Genomic DNA, 15,792 nt, shown 5'->3' on the forward strand with positions numbered 1-15,792 from the left:
GGAGTTCTTGCGATGCCCACCACCACCCGTGCCGCGGTCGTCGAGACCGGCGGCGCGCCCTTCACCCTCTCCGACGTCGTCCTCGACGAACCCGGCCCGCACGAGGCGCTGGTCCGCATGGTCGCCACCGGCCTGTGTCACACCGACCTCGGTGTGGCGAGCGGCGGACTGCCCTTCCCGTTGCCCGGGGTCCTCGGCCACGAGGGCGCGGGCGTCGTCGAGGCCGTCGGCTCCGCCGTCACCGGCGTCACGCCCGGCGACCACGTCCTGCTCTCCTTCACCTCCTGCGGGGACTGCCGCAACTGCCGCGGCGGGCACCCCGCGTACTGCGCGACCTGGCTGCCGCTGAATCTGCTCGGCGGCAGCCGGGCCGACGGCACGAACACCATCAGCCGCGAGGGCCAGGCCCTGGGCGGGCACTTCTTCGGCCAGTCCTCCTTCGCCGAGCGGGCGCTGGCGGACGAGCGCAGCCTCGTCAAGGTCGACCCGGACGTGCCGCTGGAGTCCATCGCCCCGCTGGGCTGCGGCGTACAGACGGGTGTGGGTGCCGTCTGGAACGTCCTGAAGCCGGACACGGGCAGCACGGTCGTCGTCCTGGGCGCCGGGGCGGTCGGCCTGTCGGCCGTGATGGCGGCGGCCCTCACCCCGGCCACGCGGATCGTCGCCGTCGACCGGGTCGCCGAACGCCTCTCCCTGGCGACGGAACTGGGCGCCACGCACACCGTCGACACGAGCGGGACGGACCTCGCCCCGGCCCTCGCCGAGATCACCGGCGGCCAGGGCGCGGACGGTGTCGTGGAGACCACGGGCAACGTCGGCGTCCTGCGCCAGGGCGTCGACGCGCTCGCCGCCCGCGGCACCCTGGTCGTGGTCGGCGCCCCGCCCTTCGGCACCGAGGTCGCCCTGGACGTCAACGGACTGCTCGGCGGCAAGCGGATCGTGGGCCTCACCCTCGGAGACAGCGAGACCCAGACCATGATCCCCGCGCTGGTCCGCCTGGTGAAGGACGGCCGGCTGCCGCTGCACCGGCTGATCGGTACGTATCCCTTCGGGGACATCGACCGCGCGGTCCAGGACATGAGGTCGGGCAAGACGATCAAGCCGGTTCTGATGTTCTGACGCGGCCGGCCTTCATGGCCGGTTCGCATGAGAGCTCGGGGGGCGCGGTGGACCGGCGTGTGCGGCTTTGCCGTGACTTGTCGCGCAGTTCCCCGCGCCCCTCTGGGGCCTCTCGCCTCAGTCGTTCACCAGGACCAGCTTGCCCGTCGTCCGGCCCGTGTCGCCCGAGGCGTGGGCCTGCGCGGCGGCGGACAGCGGGAAGGTTCCGGCGATCGTGGCGCGGAGCCTGCCCGTTTCGGCGAGTTCCGCGACCGTCTCCATACCGGCGCGGTCGGCGTCGACCAGCATCCGGACCGCGCGTACACCGAGCCGCTCGGCCTCCTCGTAGAAGTCGTCCGAGCCTCCCGGCAGGATCGACACCACGACACCGCCCGGGCGCAGCACGCGCAGTGAGCGCAGGGCGGTGTCCCCGCCGATCGTGTCCAGGACGACGTCGGCGTCCTTCACGGCCTCGGCGAAGTCCGCCTCCCGGTAGTCCACCGTCTCGTCCACGCCGATCCCGCGCAGGAACTCGTGCTTGCCCGCGCTCGCCGTGCCGATCACGTACGCGCCGCGCGCCTTCGCGATCTGCACCGCCACATGCCCGACCCCGCCCGCCGCGGCGTGGATCAGCACCCGCTGCCCGGACTTCAGGTCCGCGTGCTCGACGAGCGCCTGCCACGCGGTCAGCGACACCAGCGGCAGCGCGCCCGCCTGGACGTGGTCGATCCCGGCCGGCTTGCGGGCCAGGGCCCGCACCGGGGCGATGACGTACTCGGCGTGCGAGCCGTGCCCGTACGGATACGGCAGCATGCCGAAGACCTCGTCACCCGGTGCGAACGCCGCGACGCCGATGCCGACCGCCTCCACCACCCCGGAGACGTCCCAGCCGAGGACGAAGGGCGGCTCGCCCAGGAAGCCGCCCGTGGCGCGGTGCTTCCAGTCGGTCGGGTTGACCCCGGCGGCCCGCACCCGGACCAGCACCTCGTTCGGCCGGGGCGCCGGGCGCTCGACTTCCACTTCCTTCAGGACCTCGGGACCGCCGAGGACGTCCTGGCTGATGGCTCGCATCGTGTTCTGTGTGCTCATGGTCATCCAGCGTGCCCGCCCGCGCCCGGCCCGCCAATGGCAGGATGGTCAACCTTCGATAGGATCGTGCCATGCGACGTGAGCGAGTGGTGGTCCTGGCCCTGGACGGCGTGTACCCGTTCGAACTGGGCATCCCCAGCCGGATCCTGGGCGCGGCCGACGGCCGGTACGAGGTGCTGACCTGCTCGGTCGACGGCGGTCCGGTGCGGACGAACGCGGACTTCGGCGTCACCGTGGAGCACGGCCCCGAGGCCCTGGCCACCGCCGACACCGTGGTGATCGCGCCCGTCGCCCCCGCCCACCTGAGCGACGAGGTGCCCGGCGACGTCCTGGCCGCGCTCGCCCTCATCCGCCCCGGGACGCGCATCGTCTCCATCTGCACCGGCGCCTTCGTCCTCGCCGCCGCCGGGCTCCTCGACGGTCGCAGGGCGACCACCCACTGGCAGGTCGCCGACCGCTTCCGCCGCATGTTCCCGCACGTCGACCTCGACCCGGACGTGCTGTTCGTCGACGACCACCCGGTCCTCACCTCCGCCGGAGCCGCCTCCGGCGTGGACGTCTGCCTGCACCTGGTCCGCAAGGACCACGGCAGCCGCCTGGCCAACACCGTCGCCCGCTGCTGCGTGGTCCCGCCGTTCCGGGACGGCGGCCAGGCCCAGTACATCGAACAGCCCGTCCCCGAACAGGGCGCCGCGAGTACCGCGGCCACCCGCTCATGGGCCCTGGAACGCCTCGGCGAACCGCTCACCCTGGCCGACCTCGCCGGCCACGCCCGGATGAGCCTGCGCACCTTCGCCCGCCGCTTCCACGACGAGGTGGGTCTCAGCCCCGGCCGCTGGCTGATCCAGCAGCGGGTGGCCCGGGCCCGGCATCTGCTGGAGTCCAGCGATCTCACGGTCGACCAGATCGCGGGCCGGGTCGGCTTCGCGACCGGCGCCTCCCTGCGCCAGCACCTGAACGCGGCGATCGGGGTGACCCCGCAGGCCTACCGCCGCACGTTCCAGACCACCCGCTGACCCGGCCCCGCCAGGCATCCGCTCAACTGGGCGGGCAGCAAAGCCATTTGTCGACCTGTTGCTTCCTGTCGGAGCGTGATGGAACCCTCACCTCCGCCAAGGGGACGAGGTTGATCCTCTCGGGTTCAAACCCGATAAGGTTCCGAACGGCGCTGCGAGTTGACGCGATCGCGTCCGGTCGACTCGCGGTGCGTACTCATGAGTGCGGTCCACACCCCCCTGTTCGATCGTGTTGCCTCGAAGGATGCAGATGGAACTCGCCACTCCGCCACCGGCGGCGCGGGCCCCTGTCGCCTGGTACAGCTGGTGGTTGATGCCGCTGGGCTTGGGAGGCGGGACCGTTGCCGCCACGTTCATGAGCTCGGAGCGAATAACCACGGCCGTCGCCGGTGTCGCGGCGACGGCGGCCGGTGCCGCGTGCGTACGCCTGCTGCTGCGTACCCGCGCCCAACTGCACCGGGCGGAGGGCTCCTTCCGCACCACGCAGGCCGAGCACAACCAGCAGTGGCAGCAGCATGTCGCGGGCCTGGAACGGAAGTTCTCCGCCGAGCGCGCCACCCTGGAGTCCCAGCTCTCCGAGCAGAACGCCTCGTACGAGCGGCGTCTCGCCGAGCAGAGCGCCACGTACGAGTCGGAGCTCGCCGACCGCTCCCGGGCCTACGAGGAACGGCTGACCGAGCAGGCCAGGTCCTACGAGGCCCAGCTCGCCGACCAGGCCGAGGTCTGGCAGGAGCAGCTCTCCCACCAGCTCGCCGCGGTCGCCCGGCTCGCCGACGAGCAGCTGCCCGACGCCATGGAGAAGCTGCGCTCCGGCGAGGCCATCGACGACGTCCTGCCGACCGTCAACCAGTGCGCGAAGGTCAGCGCCGACCTCCAGGCCGAACTGCGCAAGCTGCTGCGCACCGCCCTGATCGGCCTGGAGGCGGAGTTCGACCGCTCCACCACCGCCGAGCAGGCCGTGATCAGCATCGGCAACCGCATCCACGTCCTGACCAGCAAGCTGCGCGGCCGGCTGCACGAGATGCAGGGCGAGCACGGCAGGCTCCCGGCCGTCGCACGCGGCCTGATGGAGCTCGACCAGGAACTCGGCCCCGCCGACTCGCTCGCCGCGAGCATCGGTGTGCTCGGCGGCTCGGACCGCCCGGGACGCCAGTGGCAGGAACCGCAGCGGCTGCTGAGCGTGGTGCGCGGCGGCATCGGCCGCATCAAGGACTTCCACCGCGTCCAGGTGCGCCACCTGCCCGAACTCGGCGTCGACGGCGGACTGGTGGACCACCTGACGCTGATCTTCGCCCACCTCCTGGACAACGCGGCCCGCTACTCGCCGCCCACCGAGCCGGTGCTCATCTCCGGCAAGGAGGTCCCCAACGGCGTCGGCATCGAGATCCAGGACTCCGGCAAGGGCCTGAGCGAGGAGAAGAAGCGCGAGGCCGAGCACGCCCTCGCGGGCACCGCGCCCGGCGCGGGCCTCGGCGGCATCACCGAGGACGCCAGCATCGGCCTGCGCGTCGTCGGCGCCCTCGCCCGCCGCTACGGCATCCGGGTCACCTTCGCGGACTCGCCCTGGCTCGGCACCTCCGTGGTGGTCGTGGTCCCCCACAAGTACTTCAGCCCGCTGCCCGCGGCCCCGGCCGCGCAGGCCGCGCCCGCCCCGGAGACGCGCACCGCCTCGGCCGCCCCGGCCCGCGAGACGGTCACCGCACCGGCGGCGGCCGCGCAGACGGAAAACGTGGAGACCACACCCGGCGGACTGCCCCGGCGCCGCAGCAAGCGGAACGAGACGGACGCGCCCAGGCAGGCCGAGCGGACCGACCGGAGCACCGTCTCCGCCGTTCCGCCGGACGCCTCCTTCTCCGGCCTCGCGGCCTTCGCCACCGCCGGACGCGACGCCGCAGCGGCTTCCCAGGCGGCCGACGACCGCGAGACCCCCGCCGGACGCGAGTCCACCGAGCACCGCACCGAAGAGAGCGACTAGTCCTCATGACGCAGCAAGGAACAGATGTGAGCTGGGCGCTCCGCGATCTCGTCGAGAGCATCCAGGAGATCCGTTTCGCCCTCGTGGCCTCCAGCGACGGCAAGGCCATCACCTCCTACGGCGCCGAAGACCCCGACGACGTCGACCGCTTCGCCGCGGTGGTGGCCGGCCTCCAGGCCCTGGCCCAGCCGGTCGCCGAACAGTTCCCCAAGTACGCCGGGCAGTTGCGCCTCGCGATGATCGAGGTCGACGGCGGGCACCTCTTCGTCGTCCGCGCCGGTGTGGAGACGTACCTCGGTGTCCTCGCCAGGGAGGGCCTCGACCAGGGCCTGCTCGGACACCAGATGAGGGACCTGGCCCGCAGGATGGGTGAGCTCCTCGGCACCACTCCGCGCCTGGAGGAGCACTCTGGATGAGTGCTCCCCGCAGGCCGTCGGACCCGTCCGGTCTCGAGCGCTACTACGTCCTCACGGGAGGGCGCAGCGGACCGGGCGGTTCGGCGTCGAGCCTCGACGTGGCGACTCTCGTCGTTTCCCGCGCCGCCCCGTTACCGGGCATGCAGCACGAGCACGAGGAGATCCTCCGGCGCTGCCGCGATCCGCTGTCGGTCGCCGAACTCGGCGCCCACCTCGGGCTGCCCTTCAACATTCTCGCGGTGCTGCTGTCGGACCTGCTGGACGCAGGTCGTGTCGAAGCCCGTGATCCCATCCCGGCGCACGACGCCGGCCGCGGGCCCGACCTCGCGCTCCTTGAGGAGGTACTCAGTGGACTTGAAAGGCTTTGACCAACCCGGAGGGCGGGCGGCCGGGGACACCCGCTCGGTGAAGGTGATGATCGCCGGCGGGTTCGGCACCGGGAAGACCACCATGGTCCGGTCGGTCAGCGACATCAAGCCGCTCACCACCGAGGAGACCCTCACCCAGGCCAGCGTCGACGTCGACCACCTCATCGGTGTAGCCGACAAGACGCAGACCACCGTCAGCCTGGATTTCGGCAAGATCGGCATCAACGAGAGCCTGGTGCTGTACCTGTTCGGCACGCCGGGCCAGGAGCGGTTCTGGTTCCTGTGGAACGGGCTGTTCAAGGGTGCGCTCGGCGCGATCGTCCTGGTGGACACGCGCCGCCTGGAATCCAGTTTCCGGGCGATCGAGGAGATGGAGCGGCAGGACGTCCCCTTCGTCGTCGCGCTGAACGTCTTCCCGGACTCCCGGAACTATCCGGTCGAGGAGATCCGGGACGCCCTGGACATCCCCGAGCACACCCCGGTCGTGGCCTTCGACGCCCGCGACCGGGCCTCCAGCCGTGACGTCCTCGTCGCCCTGATCCACCACCTGAAGGAACGCTCGGCCGTGGCCCTGGAGCCCCGATGAACGATCAGACCGAAAACCCCCTCCAGGCACCGAGCGGCTGCCCCGTCGCCCACCACGCGTCCGAACTCACCCGGCTCTACGGGCCGGAGGCCTCGACGGATCCGGTGGGTATCTACGAGCGGCTGCGCAAGGAGCACGGCTCGGTCGCGCCGGTCCTGCTCGAAGGCGACGTGGCCGCCTGGCTGGTCCTCGGCTACCGCGACAACCGCCGGGTGCTCGACAACCCCCGCCAGTTCAGCCGGGACGCGCGGATCTGGCGGGACTGGGCGCAGGGGCGCGTCGAGGAGACCTCGCCGCTGATCCCGATGCTCGGCTGGCGGCCGGACTGCGTCTCCCAGGACGGCGAGCCGCACCGCAGGCTGCGGGCCGCCGTCACCGACGGACTCCAGGCGGCCTCGGCCCGGGGCATCCGGCGCCACGCGACCCACTTCGCGAACAAGCAGATCAACGCGTTCGCGGACACCGGACGCGCCGACCTCGTGTCCGACTACGCCGAGTACCTGCCGATGCTCGTCCTCTCCCGCATCCTCGGGCTGCCCGAGGCGGAGGGGCGGGACCTGGTCGAGTCCTGCGCCCAGGTCCTCAAGGGCGGTGAGGACGCCCTCGCGCACAACGACCGCATCATGGCGATCCTCGGGGAACTGGCCGAGCGCAAGCGGGCCGAGCCCGGTGGTGACTTCACCACCGCCCTGCTCGGGCACGCGGCCGGCCTCGACGAGGAGGAGGTGGTCAGCCATCTGCGCCTGGTGCTGATCGCAGCGCACACCACGACCAGCAACCTGCTGGCCCGGGTCCTCCAGCTGATCCTCACCGACACCGCCCGGCTCTCCGGTCTGATCAGCGGGCAGCTGAACATCTCGGCCGTGGTGGAGGAGGTCATGTGGAACAGCCCTCCGCTGGCCGTGCTGCCGGGCCGGTTCGCCGCCGGCGACCTGGAACTCGGCGGCCACCAGATCCAGGAGGGCGACCTGCTGGTCCTCGGCCTCGCGGCGGGCAACACCGACCCGGAGATCCGGCCGGACACCGGCGTCTCGGTCCAGGGCAACCAGGCGCATCTGGCGTTCAGTTCCGGTCCGCACGAGTGCCCCGGGCAGAGCATCGGCCAGTCCATCATCGAGATCGCCGTGGACGTCCTGCTGCACCGCCTGCCGGGCCTGACCCTGGCCGTGCCCCCGGAGGAGCTCACCTCGACCGCCTCCACGTGGGAGTCGCGGCTGGACAGCCTGCCGGTCGAGTTCCCCGTCTGACGCCGTGCCCGGCCGGATGTCCGGCCGGGCACCGGCCCGTCGTCACACGGTCAGCAGGTCGTCCACCGAGCCCCGCCCGGCCAGCTCGGCCGTCGCCACCGCGCCCTCCTTCGCCGCCGCGTAACGGCCGCTGGTCAGCGCCCACTCGTAGTTGCCGTTGATCCAGTGCTGGATGGCCTCGACCCCCATCCGCACCCGGTCGCGCTCCGCCTCGTCGAGCCGCAGTTCGTCGCACATCTGCGGGACGCGCTCCTGGAGTTCGAGGTACTCGTCGAGACAGGCGATCGTCATCCGGTACGCCTCGTCGGTGGCCTCCTGCCAGGAGCAGCCCCGCTCCCGGCGCAGCACGGCGATCAGGTTGTGGCCGTCGCCGCGCCGCTTCTCCCGCTCGAAGGAGTGGATGTCGTTCATGAAGCCGATGGTGTCCGCGGCCAGGTCACGCATCCGCTCCATCACCGGATGCCCCATGGCCTGAGCGGGCACCTCGAAGCCGCGGCTGCGCTCGCCCGCGTCGATGCTGTGGTGGATGCCGACCGTACGGCGCCGGAACTCGGCGTACTCGTCGAGCCCGAGCGTGCCCTCCAGACCCCGGGCCGCCAGGTCGACCTCCTCGCAGTGCGCGACCAGGAACCGCCCCCACGAGGCGGCGAACCGCGTCTGCCATGTCAGGGACATGCCATGCGAGAGATGTTTCCAGACCTCCGCCCACGCCAGGGTGATCGGGCAGACCACCCGGGGCGGACTGCCCGCCGGTCGCAGGGGAGTGACGATCAGCTCCCGGGCGACCTCCGCTATGCGGTCGGCGCGGTCGGGCCGGCTGGCGTCGAACTGGTCGTCGAAGAGAAAGGCCAGCGAGAACCAGTTCATCAGGACGACCATGTCGTCCGCCGACGCGTGCGGATAGGTGCGCGCGGCGGCCTGAGGCAGGTCCCAGGACTTGTACTCCTCGAACCCGTCCCGGCTGCGGACCAGGCGCATCTCCCACACCCAGCGCAGATGGCGTGCCCGGGCGTACTCCAGATGCTCGCTGACCGGGGTGTCGAAGGGGAGGTCGAACCGGACGTCCTGAGGCATGTGCTTCCTTTCGGGAGACGGACCGCAGAGTCCCCCCACCCCTGCGAACGGACGGCGCCGTGGACCGCCCGCACACTCGAACTCGGCTTCGCAGTCCGAAAGTTGAACCGAGAAGCGGTACGAGGCTGCCCAGGGCGGGAATCAGCCATTCCGTGACCCTGCCGTGATCTCCGTTACTGCCCAAACCGCTTGAGCTGCGTACACTCCCTCCTCCCTCACCCGGCATCTGCTTGTCCGGCGGGCCTGCGCAGCCTCGGAACGTCACACTGGTAGGCGTCCGTCGACCACGTTTCAGGAGGACTGCCGACGATGACGTCCGCACCCGTACGCAGCGCTGAGCAGCGCAAGAAGGACACCCTGCACCGTCTGGAGCACGACGTGGACGCCTGGGTCGCCACGGCCGGCAGCGCGTCGGGGACGCCGTACCTCGTCCCGCTGTCGTTCCTGTGGAACGGCTCGTACCTGCTGTTCGCCACCCCCGCGTCGAGCCCCACCGGACGGAATCTGGCGGCGACCGGACGGGCCCGCGTCGGAATCGGACCGACCCGTGACGTCGTCCTGGTCGACGGCTCCGTCGAGACCGTCCAGCCCTCCGACCTGACCGAGCAGGACGCCGAACTCTTCGCAGCCAAGACCGGGTTCGACCCGCGCCGGCTGGCCACGCCGTACCTCTACTTCCGCGTCGTGCCGCAGCGCGTACAGGCCTGGCGGGAGGCCGACGAGCTGGACGGCCGCGAACTCATGCGCGACGGACGGTGGTTGACGGCCGACTGAATCGGCCCGGCCGGGATAACCGCAAGGTACGGGTCCGCGGGGCACGACCGCCCCGCGGCCGGAATCCTGCGGAGGAGACATGGCACTGGTGAAAGCGGGTGTCCTGGTGCTCGACTGTGCCGAGCCCGAGAAGCTCGCCGTGTTCTACAAGGAGCTGCTGGAGGGGGAGGAGGCGGACGCGACCGCCAACCGGGTGGAGATCAAGGGCGCGGACGGCTTCCGCATCGCCCTGCGCCGGGACGTCAACGCGACCCCGCCCAGCTGGCCCCGCCCCGAGAACTCCCTCCAGGCCCACCTGGAGTTCGTGGTGGACGACCTCGACGCGGTGGAACGCCGGGTCATCTCTCTCGGCGGCCGCCCCCTGGAGGCCAAGGAGGCCTCGGGCCCCCTGGAGGAGCGCGGCTACGCCGACCCGGCAGGCCACTCCTTCACCCTGCGCCGCACCCCACCGACCGCACCGAAGCAGGGCTGACCGGGGCGGCGGAGGGCGCGGGGCGCGCGATACCCGCGCAGGCGGTCCTGCCCCGCCCGCCGCACCGGCGGGCGGGGCCGTGCCGTTCTCAGTCGCGGCCGCCCTTCTCCCCGGCCGGCCAGGTGCCGGTGGAGCGCTCGATGGCCTTGGCGCCCGCGCGGTCCACGGCGCTGCGCACCACGGCGAAGATGGCGCCCTGGACCGCGGCGGCCAGCAGGATCTCCCCCCAGCCGCGGTCCTTGTCCAGCGCGTCGGGCGCGTCTTCCTCGTGACGGATCGCCATCCATGTCTTGCGGAAGGCCAGCCCGGCCAGCCAACCGCTCGACCAGCCCAGCACGAACCCGAGGGGCTGGTAGGCGAAGGGCAGCTTCTTCTTCTTCTTGGCCACGTGAATCTCCTTGGTCGGTGAGGGGTGGACGGTGGTGGTCAGGGGGTGTGGGCTGCCGGGACCCGCTCCTCGGCGCGTACCGGCCCGGGCGGCGTACCGTCACCGAACGGCCGCCCGCCCAGCTCCTCGCGGTGGTGCGGGGTCAGCCAGCCGGACAGGTCCGGGCCCAGCGGCACGACGCGGGTCGGGTTGATGCCCGTGTGCACCTGGTAGTAGTGGCGCTTGATGTGGTCGAAGTCGACGGTGTCCCCGAAGCCGGGCGTCTGGTAGAGGTCCCGGACGTATCCCCACAGCGCCCGGTTCTCCGTCAGTTTCCAGCGGTTGCACTTGAAGTGACCGTGGTAGACCGCGTCGAAGCGGACCAGCGTGGTGAACAGCCGGATGTCCGCCTCGGTGATGGTGTCGCCGACGAGGTACCGCTGCCGCTCCAGCCGGTCCGCGAGCAGCTCCAGCCGCCGGAACACGGCCGCGCAGGCGGTCTCGTACTCCTCCTGCCCGGTGGCGAAACCCGCCCGGTACACGCCGTTGTTGACGTCCTCGTAGACGTCCGCCATCACCTCGTCGATCTCGTCGCGCAGCTTGTCCGGGTACAGGTCGGGCGCGCCCTGTCGGTGCAGGGCCGTCCATTCGGTCGCGAGGTCGAGCGTCAGCTGCTGGTAGTCGTTGGTGACCAGCTTTCCGCTGGGCACGTCCACCATCGCCGGCACGCTGACCCCGCCGGGGTAGTCCGTCTCCCGGCGGTCGTACGCCTCACTCAGATAGCGGATGCCGAGGACCGGGTCGCGGCCGTCCTCGTCCAGCGTGAAGCGCCAGCTGCGGTCGTCCTGGATCGGGTCGGCGACGGCCAGGGACAGCGCGTCCTCCAGGCCGAGCAGCCGCCGGGAGACCAGCGACCGGCTCGCCCACGGGCAGGCGCGGCTGACGACCAGACGGTAGCGGCCGGCCTCCACCGGCCAGCCGTCCCGGCCGTCGGCGGTGATCCGGTCCGTGAAATGCGCCTTGGACCGCTTGAACCTGCTCCTTCCGTAGGCGCTGTTGCCGTCGTCGCCGTCGTCGCGGCTCATCGGGATGACCTCCTTCGGCGTGCGTGTGGCCTGCTTGTCGTGCGTGTGTCCTGGTGAACGCGTTCCCCTTTTTCCGCCGACGGCACGGTGTGAGCACCGCCGACCGGGGCAATCGGCGTGGGTGAGTGCAGAAGGATCTGATCGGAGGACACGCGTCACCGTGCTGGTGGCGCTCGCTGCCAATCTGGTGATCGCGGCAGCCAAGGCGGTCGGCGGCCTGGCCGCGGGATCACCGGCACTGCTGTCGGAGGCGGCCCACTCGGTGGCCGACAGCATGAACGAGGTGTTCTTACTGGCGGCACTGCGCCGCAGCCGCCGCCCCGCCGACCGGCGTCACCCCTTCGGCTACGGCAAGGAGCGGTTCTTCTGGTCGCTCCTCGCGGCCGTCGGGATCTTCGTCATGGGCGGGTGCTTCTCCTTCTTCCAGGGCATCGAGGCCCTCGTGAGCGGAGGGGAGGAGAAATTCGGCGGCTATGTGGCCGGTCTGGTCGTGCTCGGTATCGCCCTCCTCGCGGAGGGCGCCTCTCTGCTGCGGGCGCTGTACCAGGTGCGCCGGCAGGGCGGCGCGCGCGCCGGGATGCGCGACCCCGCCCTGCGTACGGTCGTCGCCGAGGACGGCACGGCGGTGCTCGGCGTCACGCTGGCCATCGCCGGCATGGCGCTGCACATGGTCACGGGCCAGGTGGTGTGGGAGGCGTCCGCGTCCCTGGCGATCGGCGCGCTGCTGGTCTACGTCGCCTACCGGCTGGGCCGGGACGCCCGCGACCAGCTGATCGGGGAGGCGGCCGACCGGGAGGCGAGCGGGAAGATCCGGGAGTTGCTGCGGGCACAGCCGGAGATCGACAGCGTGGAGGCCCTGTTCACCATGAAGACGGGCCTCGACTCGGCCCTCGTGGCCGCCCGCGTCGACCTCGTGCCCGGTCTGGACAGCGAGCGCGTCGAGGACGTCGCCGTGCGCATCAAGCGCTCCATCGCCCGGACGGTCCCCGAGGCCGACCAGATCTTCCTCGATGTCACCGACCGTCGCGCGGAGGAGGCAGCAGAAAGCCCCGCCGCGACGGGGGAACGCGGCGGGGCCTGACCCACGCGTGCCCCGTCGCCGACGGTTCATGCACGCCCTCGGGGAAGTTTTTTCGCCGACCACCCGGACGGGGCGGCAGGCTCCTCCGGCCCGCTCCGTGCGGTCGTCGTTCCGGCGGGTCCGGAGGAAGCGACTACGGGGGGGGAGAACCCGGAGTTCCGGTGCCTCGCCGCAGGGGCGGCGTTTCGCGGGCCCCGGCGGCGTGCGGCGTTCCGGGTCTCACCGGGGGGTTGGGCTCCCGTGTCCGGCGGGCGGTCGGCGTCCCGTGTCCGGCGGGCGGGCGAGGGCCGCTTCGCCCGCCTTCGGCCGGAGACCGGGTGCCTGGCCGCTGTCGGCCCGCCCGGAAGGCCCACCCTCACCCGGCCGGAGTGCACCCGGGGGCGCGCCCGAACGTCTCCCGCGTCACCCGCCGTCAGCCGGCTCCAGCACGAACACCGGGATCTCCCGGTCCGTCTTCTTCTGGTAGTCGGCGTACGGCGGATACGCCGCGACGGCGCGTTCCCACCAGTCGGCCTTCTCCTGGCCCGTGACCTCCCGGGCGATCATGTCCTGCTTCACCGGACCGTCCTGGAGCTCCACGTGCGGATCGGCCTTGATGTTGAAGTACCAGACCGGGTGCTTGGGTGAGCCGCCGAGGGAGGCGACCGCGGCGTAACGCCCCTCGTGCTCCACCCGCATCACCGGCGTCTTGCGCAGCTTGCCGCTCCGGGCACCCCGTGAGGTCAGGACGACCACCGGCATCTTCGAGCCCTGGAGGGTCGTGCCCTCTGTGCCGCCGGAGCTCTCGTACAGCTCCACCTGCTTGCGCACCCACTGTGTCGGGCTGGGTTCGTACTCGCCCTGGAGAGGCATGGCATCCGTCCCATCGTGTCGCGGCTGACCGGCATCCGCCTTCAACACCGATACGCCCGCGAATCATCCGCACCGCGACAGATCCCGGCCGACCCGCGCGTCTCACCCGGGCGCCATCGCCATCCGCACGGCCAGGACCGTCATCACCGCGCTCGCCACCAGCCCCGTCCCCAGCCGGCCCCGGTGGCCGGTCAGCGCCCGCCCCAGCAGGGCTCCGCTCCCGGCGAGCAGCACCTGCCAGCTTGCCGAGGCGGCGAAGGCGGCGAGCACGAAGACGCCCTGCTCCAGGGGGCCGGACGGGCCCGCAGCCCGGGAGCCGAGCACGAGTACCGCGAAGTAGATCACGGTGGTGGGGTTGAGGAGGGTGACGCCGAGCAGCCCCAGGTAGGCCCGGGCGGGCCCCGGGGGAGCGGGGACCGTCCGCGTGGGGAGCCGGTGGCCGCGGTACTCGCGAACGGCGGTGACCGCGCCCCAGGCCGCCAGCGCGAGCAGCACCAGGACACAGACCCACCGCAGCGGCCCGAGCACCGGCCGCAGCGCACCGGCCAGGGCCGTGCCCCCGAGCGTGGCCGCGAGGGCGTACAGCCCGTCGGCGGTGGCGACGCCGAGCGCCGCGCAGACACCGGTGCGCAGGGACGTACGGGAGGTGAGGGAGACGAGGTACGTCCCGACCGCGCCGACGGGGACGGCGATGCCGTACCCGGCGAGCAGCCCCGCGAGGAGCGCGGCCGTCATGACCGCGGCGGCGTCGGCCCTCCACGGCGGCCGGACCGCTGCTGTCGGCGCGCGGCGGGAGCGGCGGCGGACAGCGGCAGGAGGACGGCGAACGCAGACATGGCTGGATCCTGGGGCCTGTCCCGTCCACCGGCAACCGGTTTTCGAACCGGCACCGGCGCACCCCCGCTTCCGGTAAGGGGCCGGCTCCCGCTGCGGCCCCCGACGCCGCGGCGTTCGAACGGGAAGACGGCGTTCCTCGGCCATGTTGCCGCCGCCACCGATCTGGCCGAACTTCACGTCGCCCCATAGGTGCCTGGGGCATCTAATGAAGATCGGCACGACGCACACTTCGTCTGCGAGGTCTTCATGACGGAAACGACCGCACCCGTCGCCTTCCCCCAGAGCCGGACCTGCCCCTACCAGCCGCCCGCCGCCTACGATCCGCTGCGCGGCGAGCGCCCCCTGACCCGTATCACCCTCTTCGACGGCCGTGAGGCGTGGCTGGTCAGCGGGCACGCGACCGCCCGCGCGCTGCTGGCCGACCCGCGCCTGTCGTCCAACCGCAGCCGCCCCGGCTTCCCCGCCCCGACCCGGCGATTCGCCGGGATCACGAACCGCAGAACAGCCCTCCTCGGCGTCGACGACCCCGAGCACCGCACCCAGCGGCGGATGGTCGTCGGCGACTTCACCCTCAAACGAGCCGTCGAACTCCGGCCACGGATCCAGCAGATCGTGGACGAACGGCTCGACGCGATGATCGCCCAGGGCCCGCCCGCGGACCTGGTGAGCGCCTTCGCGCTGCCCGTGCCGTCCATGGTGATCTGCGCGCTGCTCGGCGTCCCGTACGCCGACCACGACTTCTTCGAGACCCAGTCACGACGGCTGCTGCGCGGCCCGGAGACCGCCGACGTGGAGGATGCCCGCGACCGGCTGGAGGCGTACTTCGGCGAGCTGATCGACCGCAAGCAGCAAGACCCCGGCACCGGCCTGCTGGACGACCTGGTCCACCGGCAGCTGCGCGAGGGCGCGCTCGACCGCGAGGGCCTGATCGCCCTGGCGCTCATCCTGCTGGTCGCGGGCCACGAGACGACCGCCAACATGATCTCGCTCGGCACCTTCACCCTGCTCCAGCACCCCGAGCGGCTCGCCGAGCTGCGCGCCGACCCGCGGCTGCTGCCGGCCGCGGTCGAGGAGCTGATGCGGATGCTGTCGATCGCGGACGGCCTGCTGCGCCTGGCCGTCGAGGACATCGAGGTGGCCGGGACGACGATCCGCAAGGGCGACGGCGTGGTCTTCGCGACCTCCGTCATCAACCGCGACGAGACGGTCTACCCCGAGCCGGACACGCTCGACTGGAGCCGCCCGGCCCGGCACCACGTCGCCTTCGGCTTCGGCATCCACCAGTGCCTCGGCCAGAACCTCGCCCGCGCCGAACTGGAGATCGCCCTGCACAGCCTCTTCGACCGGCTGCCCACATTGCGGCTGGCCGCCCCGGCCGAGGAGATCCCCTTCAAACCGGGCGACACGATCCAGGGGATGCTGGAACTCCCCGTGACCTGGTAAGAGGATTCCGGA

At 71.9% G+C, this 15,792-nt stretch carries 17 protein-coding genes; 11 read left to right on the top strand and 6 right to left on the bottom strand.

Going from position 1 to position 15,792, the window contains the following annotated elements; translation table 11 throughout:
* Positions 1–12 precede the first annotated feature (12 nt).
* The gene (locus MQE23_RS40590; protein ID WP_020272096.1) at positions 13–1,119 is read left to right on the top strand and encodes an NAD(P)-dependent alcohol dehydrogenase; all 1,107 of its coding nucleotides are present in this window, start codon (positions 13–15) and stop codon (positions 1,117–1,119) included.
* A gap of 117 nt (positions 1,120–1,236) precedes the next feature.
* Here MQE23_RS40590 and MQE23_RS40595 read toward each other — a convergent pair whose 3' ends face one another.
* A complete protein-coding gene (locus MQE23_RS40595) occupies positions 1,237–2,187 on the bottom strand; it encodes an NADP-dependent oxidoreductase (protein ID WP_037668713.1) in 951 nt (316 codons plus the stop codon).
* A gap of 71 nt (positions 2,188–2,258) precedes the next feature.
* Here MQE23_RS40595 and MQE23_RS40600 point away from each other — a divergent pair, with 71 nt between their 5' ends.
* From MQE23_RS40600 to MQE23_RS40625, 6 genes are all read left to right on the top strand, one after another.
* Positions 2,259–3,203 (top strand): helix-turn-helix domain-containing protein, encoded by a 945-nt coding sequence (locus tag MQE23_RS40600; protein WP_037668711.1) that lies wholly within the window; start codon positions 2,259–2,261, stop codon positions 3,201–3,203.
* 250 nt (positions 3,204–3,453) lie between these two features.
* Positions 3,454–5,178 carry an ATP-binding protein gene (locus MQE23_RS40605; protein WP_243381791.1) on the top strand — a complete coding sequence of 575 codons (1,725 nt, stop codon included), beginning with the start codon at positions 3,454–3,456 and terminating at the stop codon, positions 5,176–5,178.
* Positions 5,179–5,183: 5 nt separating this feature from the next.
* Complete coding sequence (locus MQE23_RS40610) at positions 5,184–5,594, top strand: roadblock/LC7 domain-containing protein (protein ID WP_003994857.1); 411 nt, start codon at positions 5,184–5,186, stop codon at positions 5,592–5,594.
* On the top strand, positions 5,591–5,962 hold the full coding sequence (locus MQE23_RS40615; protein ID WP_037668707.1) for a DUF742 domain-containing protein: 372 nt from the start codon (positions 5,591–5,593) through the stop codon (positions 5,960–5,962). Before MQE23_RS40610 ends, MQE23_RS40615 begins: the two co-directional genes overlap by 4 nt.
* On the top strand, positions 5,943–6,548 hold the full coding sequence (locus MQE23_RS40620; RefSeq protein WP_029181224.1) for an ATP/GTP-binding protein: 606 nt from the start codon (positions 5,943–5,945) through the stop codon (positions 6,546–6,548). The genes MQE23_RS40615 and MQE23_RS40620 overlap by 20 nt, the downstream gene beginning before the upstream one ends.
* Entirely contained in the window at positions 6,545–7,795 is a 1,251-nt protein-coding gene (locus MQE23_RS40625) for a cytochrome P450 (RefSeq protein WP_020272090.1), read from the top strand. The genes MQE23_RS40620 and MQE23_RS40625 overlap by 4 nt, the downstream gene beginning before the upstream one ends.
* A gap of 42 nt (positions 7,796–7,837) precedes the next feature.
* Here MQE23_RS40625 and MQE23_RS40630 read toward each other — a convergent pair whose 3' ends face one another.
* Positions 7,838–8,869, bottom strand: a complete 1,032-nt coding sequence (locus tag MQE23_RS40630) for a 7-epi-alpha-eudesmol synthase (RefSeq protein ID WP_243381792.1) — start codon at positions 8,867–8,869, stop codon at positions 7,838–7,840.
* A gap of 309 nt (positions 8,870–9,178) precedes the next feature.
* Between MQE23_RS40630 and MQE23_RS40635 the strand changes: the two genes are divergently transcribed.
* The gene (locus MQE23_RS40635) at positions 9,179–9,643 is read left to right on the top strand and encodes a pyridoxamine 5'-phosphate oxidase family protein (protein ID WP_020274283.1); all 465 of its coding nucleotides are present in this window, start codon (positions 9,179–9,181) and stop codon (positions 9,641–9,643) included.
* Between the two features lie 79 nt (positions 9,644–9,722).
* Positions 9,723–10,115, top strand: a complete 393-nt coding sequence (locus MQE23_RS40640; RefSeq protein WP_020274282.1) for a VOC family protein — start codon at positions 9,723–9,725, stop codon at positions 10,113–10,115.
* Between the two features lie 88 nt (positions 10,116–10,203).
* On the opposite strand, the gene MQE23_RS40645 is transcribed toward MQE23_RS40640, so the two are convergent.
* Positions 10,204–10,503, bottom strand: coding sequence for a DUF4235 domain-containing protein (locus MQE23_RS40645; protein ID WP_243381794.1), 300 nt, complete (start codon positions 10,501–10,503; stop codon positions 10,204–10,206).
* A gap of 38 nt (positions 10,504–10,541) precedes the next feature.
* Positions 10,542–11,567, bottom strand: coding sequence for a glutathione S-transferase C-terminal domain-containing protein (locus MQE23_RS40650; RefSeq protein ID WP_243381796.1), 1,026 nt, complete (start codon positions 11,565–11,567; stop codon positions 10,542–10,544).
* A gap of 34 nt (positions 11,568–11,601) precedes the next feature.
* Between MQE23_RS40650 and MQE23_RS40655 the strand changes: the two genes are divergently transcribed.
* A complete protein-coding gene (locus tag MQE23_RS40655; protein WP_243382918.1) occupies positions 11,602–12,648 on the top strand; it encodes a cation diffusion facilitator family transporter in 1,047 nt (348 codons plus the stop codon).
* Between the two features lie 402 nt (positions 12,649–13,050).
* Here the strand turns inward: MQE23_RS40655 and MQE23_RS40660 are convergent, their stop codons facing one another.
* Both MQE23_RS40660 and MQE23_RS40665 read right to left on the bottom strand, forming a co-directional pair.
* Complete coding sequence (locus tag MQE23_RS40660; RefSeq protein ID WP_243381797.1) at positions 13,051–13,500, bottom strand: nitroreductase family deazaflavin-dependent oxidoreductase; 450 nt, start codon at positions 13,498–13,500, stop codon at positions 13,051–13,053.
* Positions 13,501–13,602: 102 nt separating this feature from the next.
* A complete protein-coding gene (locus MQE23_RS40665) occupies positions 13,603–14,235 on the bottom strand; it encodes a LysE family transporter (RefSeq protein WP_243381799.1) in 633 nt (210 codons plus the stop codon).
* A gap of 348 nt (positions 14,236–14,583) precedes the next feature.
* Between MQE23_RS40665 and MQE23_RS40670 the strand changes: the two genes are divergently transcribed.
* Positions 14,584–15,780 (top strand): cytochrome P450, encoded by a 1,197-nt coding sequence (locus MQE23_RS40670; RefSeq protein ID WP_243381800.1) that lies wholly within the window; start codon positions 14,584–14,586, stop codon positions 15,778–15,780.
* Positions 15,781–15,792 lie beyond the last annotated feature (12 nt).

Source organism: Streptomyces sp. HP-A2021 (genome assembly GCF_022807935.1).
In the GTDB taxonomy this organism is placed as follows: domain Bacteria; phylum Actinomycetota; class Actinomycetes; order Streptomycetales; family Streptomycetaceae; genus Streptomyces; species Streptomyces afghaniensis.

Bases quoted from the DNA above. Each gene is read 5' to 3' on its own strand.
- MQE23_RS40590 (WP_020272096.1), top strand. From the start codon at position 13: ATGCCCACCACCACCCGTGCCGCGGTCGTCGAGACCGGCGGCGCGCCC.
- MQE23_RS40595 (WP_037668713.1), bottom strand. From the start codon at position 2,187: ATGAGCACACAGAACACGATGCGAGCCATCAGCCAGGACGTCCTCGGC.
- MQE23_RS40600 (WP_037668711.1), top strand. From the start codon at position 2,259: ATGCGACGTGAGCGAGTGGTGGTCCTGGCCCTGGACGGCGTGTACCCG.
- MQE23_RS40605 (WP_243381791.1), top strand. From the start codon at position 3,454: ATGGAACTCGCCACTCCGCCACCGGCGGCGCGGGCCCCTGTCGCCTGG.
- MQE23_RS40610 (WP_003994857.1), top strand. From the start codon at position 5,184: ATGACGCAGCAAGGAACAGATGTGAGCTGGGCGCTCCGCGATCTCGTC.
- MQE23_RS40615 (WP_037668707.1), top strand. From the start codon at position 5,591: ATGAGTGCTCCCCGCAGGCCGTCGGACCCGTCCGGTCTCGAGCGCTAC.
- MQE23_RS40625 (WP_020272090.1), top strand. From the start codon at position 6,545: ATGAACGATCAGACCGAAAACCCCCTCCAGGCACCGAGCGGCTGCCCC.
- MQE23_RS40630 (WP_243381792.1), bottom strand. From the start codon at position 8,869: ATGCCTCAGGACGTCCGGTTCGACCTCCCCTTCGACACCCCGGTCAGC.
- MQE23_RS40635 (WP_020274283.1), top strand. From the start codon at position 9,179: ATGACGTCCGCACCCGTACGCAGCGCTGAGCAGCGCAAGAAGGACACC.
- MQE23_RS40640 (WP_020274282.1), top strand. From the start codon at position 9,723: ATGGCACTGGTGAAAGCGGGTGTCCTGGTGCTCGACTGTGCCGAGCCC.
- MQE23_RS40650 (WP_243381796.1), bottom strand. From the start codon at position 11,567: ATGAGCCGCGACGACGGCGACGACGGCAACAGCGCCTACGGAAGGAGC.
- MQE23_RS40660 (WP_243381797.1), bottom strand. From the start codon at position 13,500: ATGCCTCTCCAGGGCGAGTACGAACCCAGCCCGACACAGTGGGTGCGC.
- MQE23_RS40665 (WP_243381799.1), bottom strand. From the start codon at position 14,235: ATGACGGCCGCGCTCCTCGCGGGGCTGCTCGCCGGGTACGGCATCGCC.
- MQE23_RS40670 (WP_243381800.1), top strand. From the start codon at position 14,584: ATGACGGAAACGACCGCACCCGTCGCCTTCCCCCAGAGCCGGACCTGC.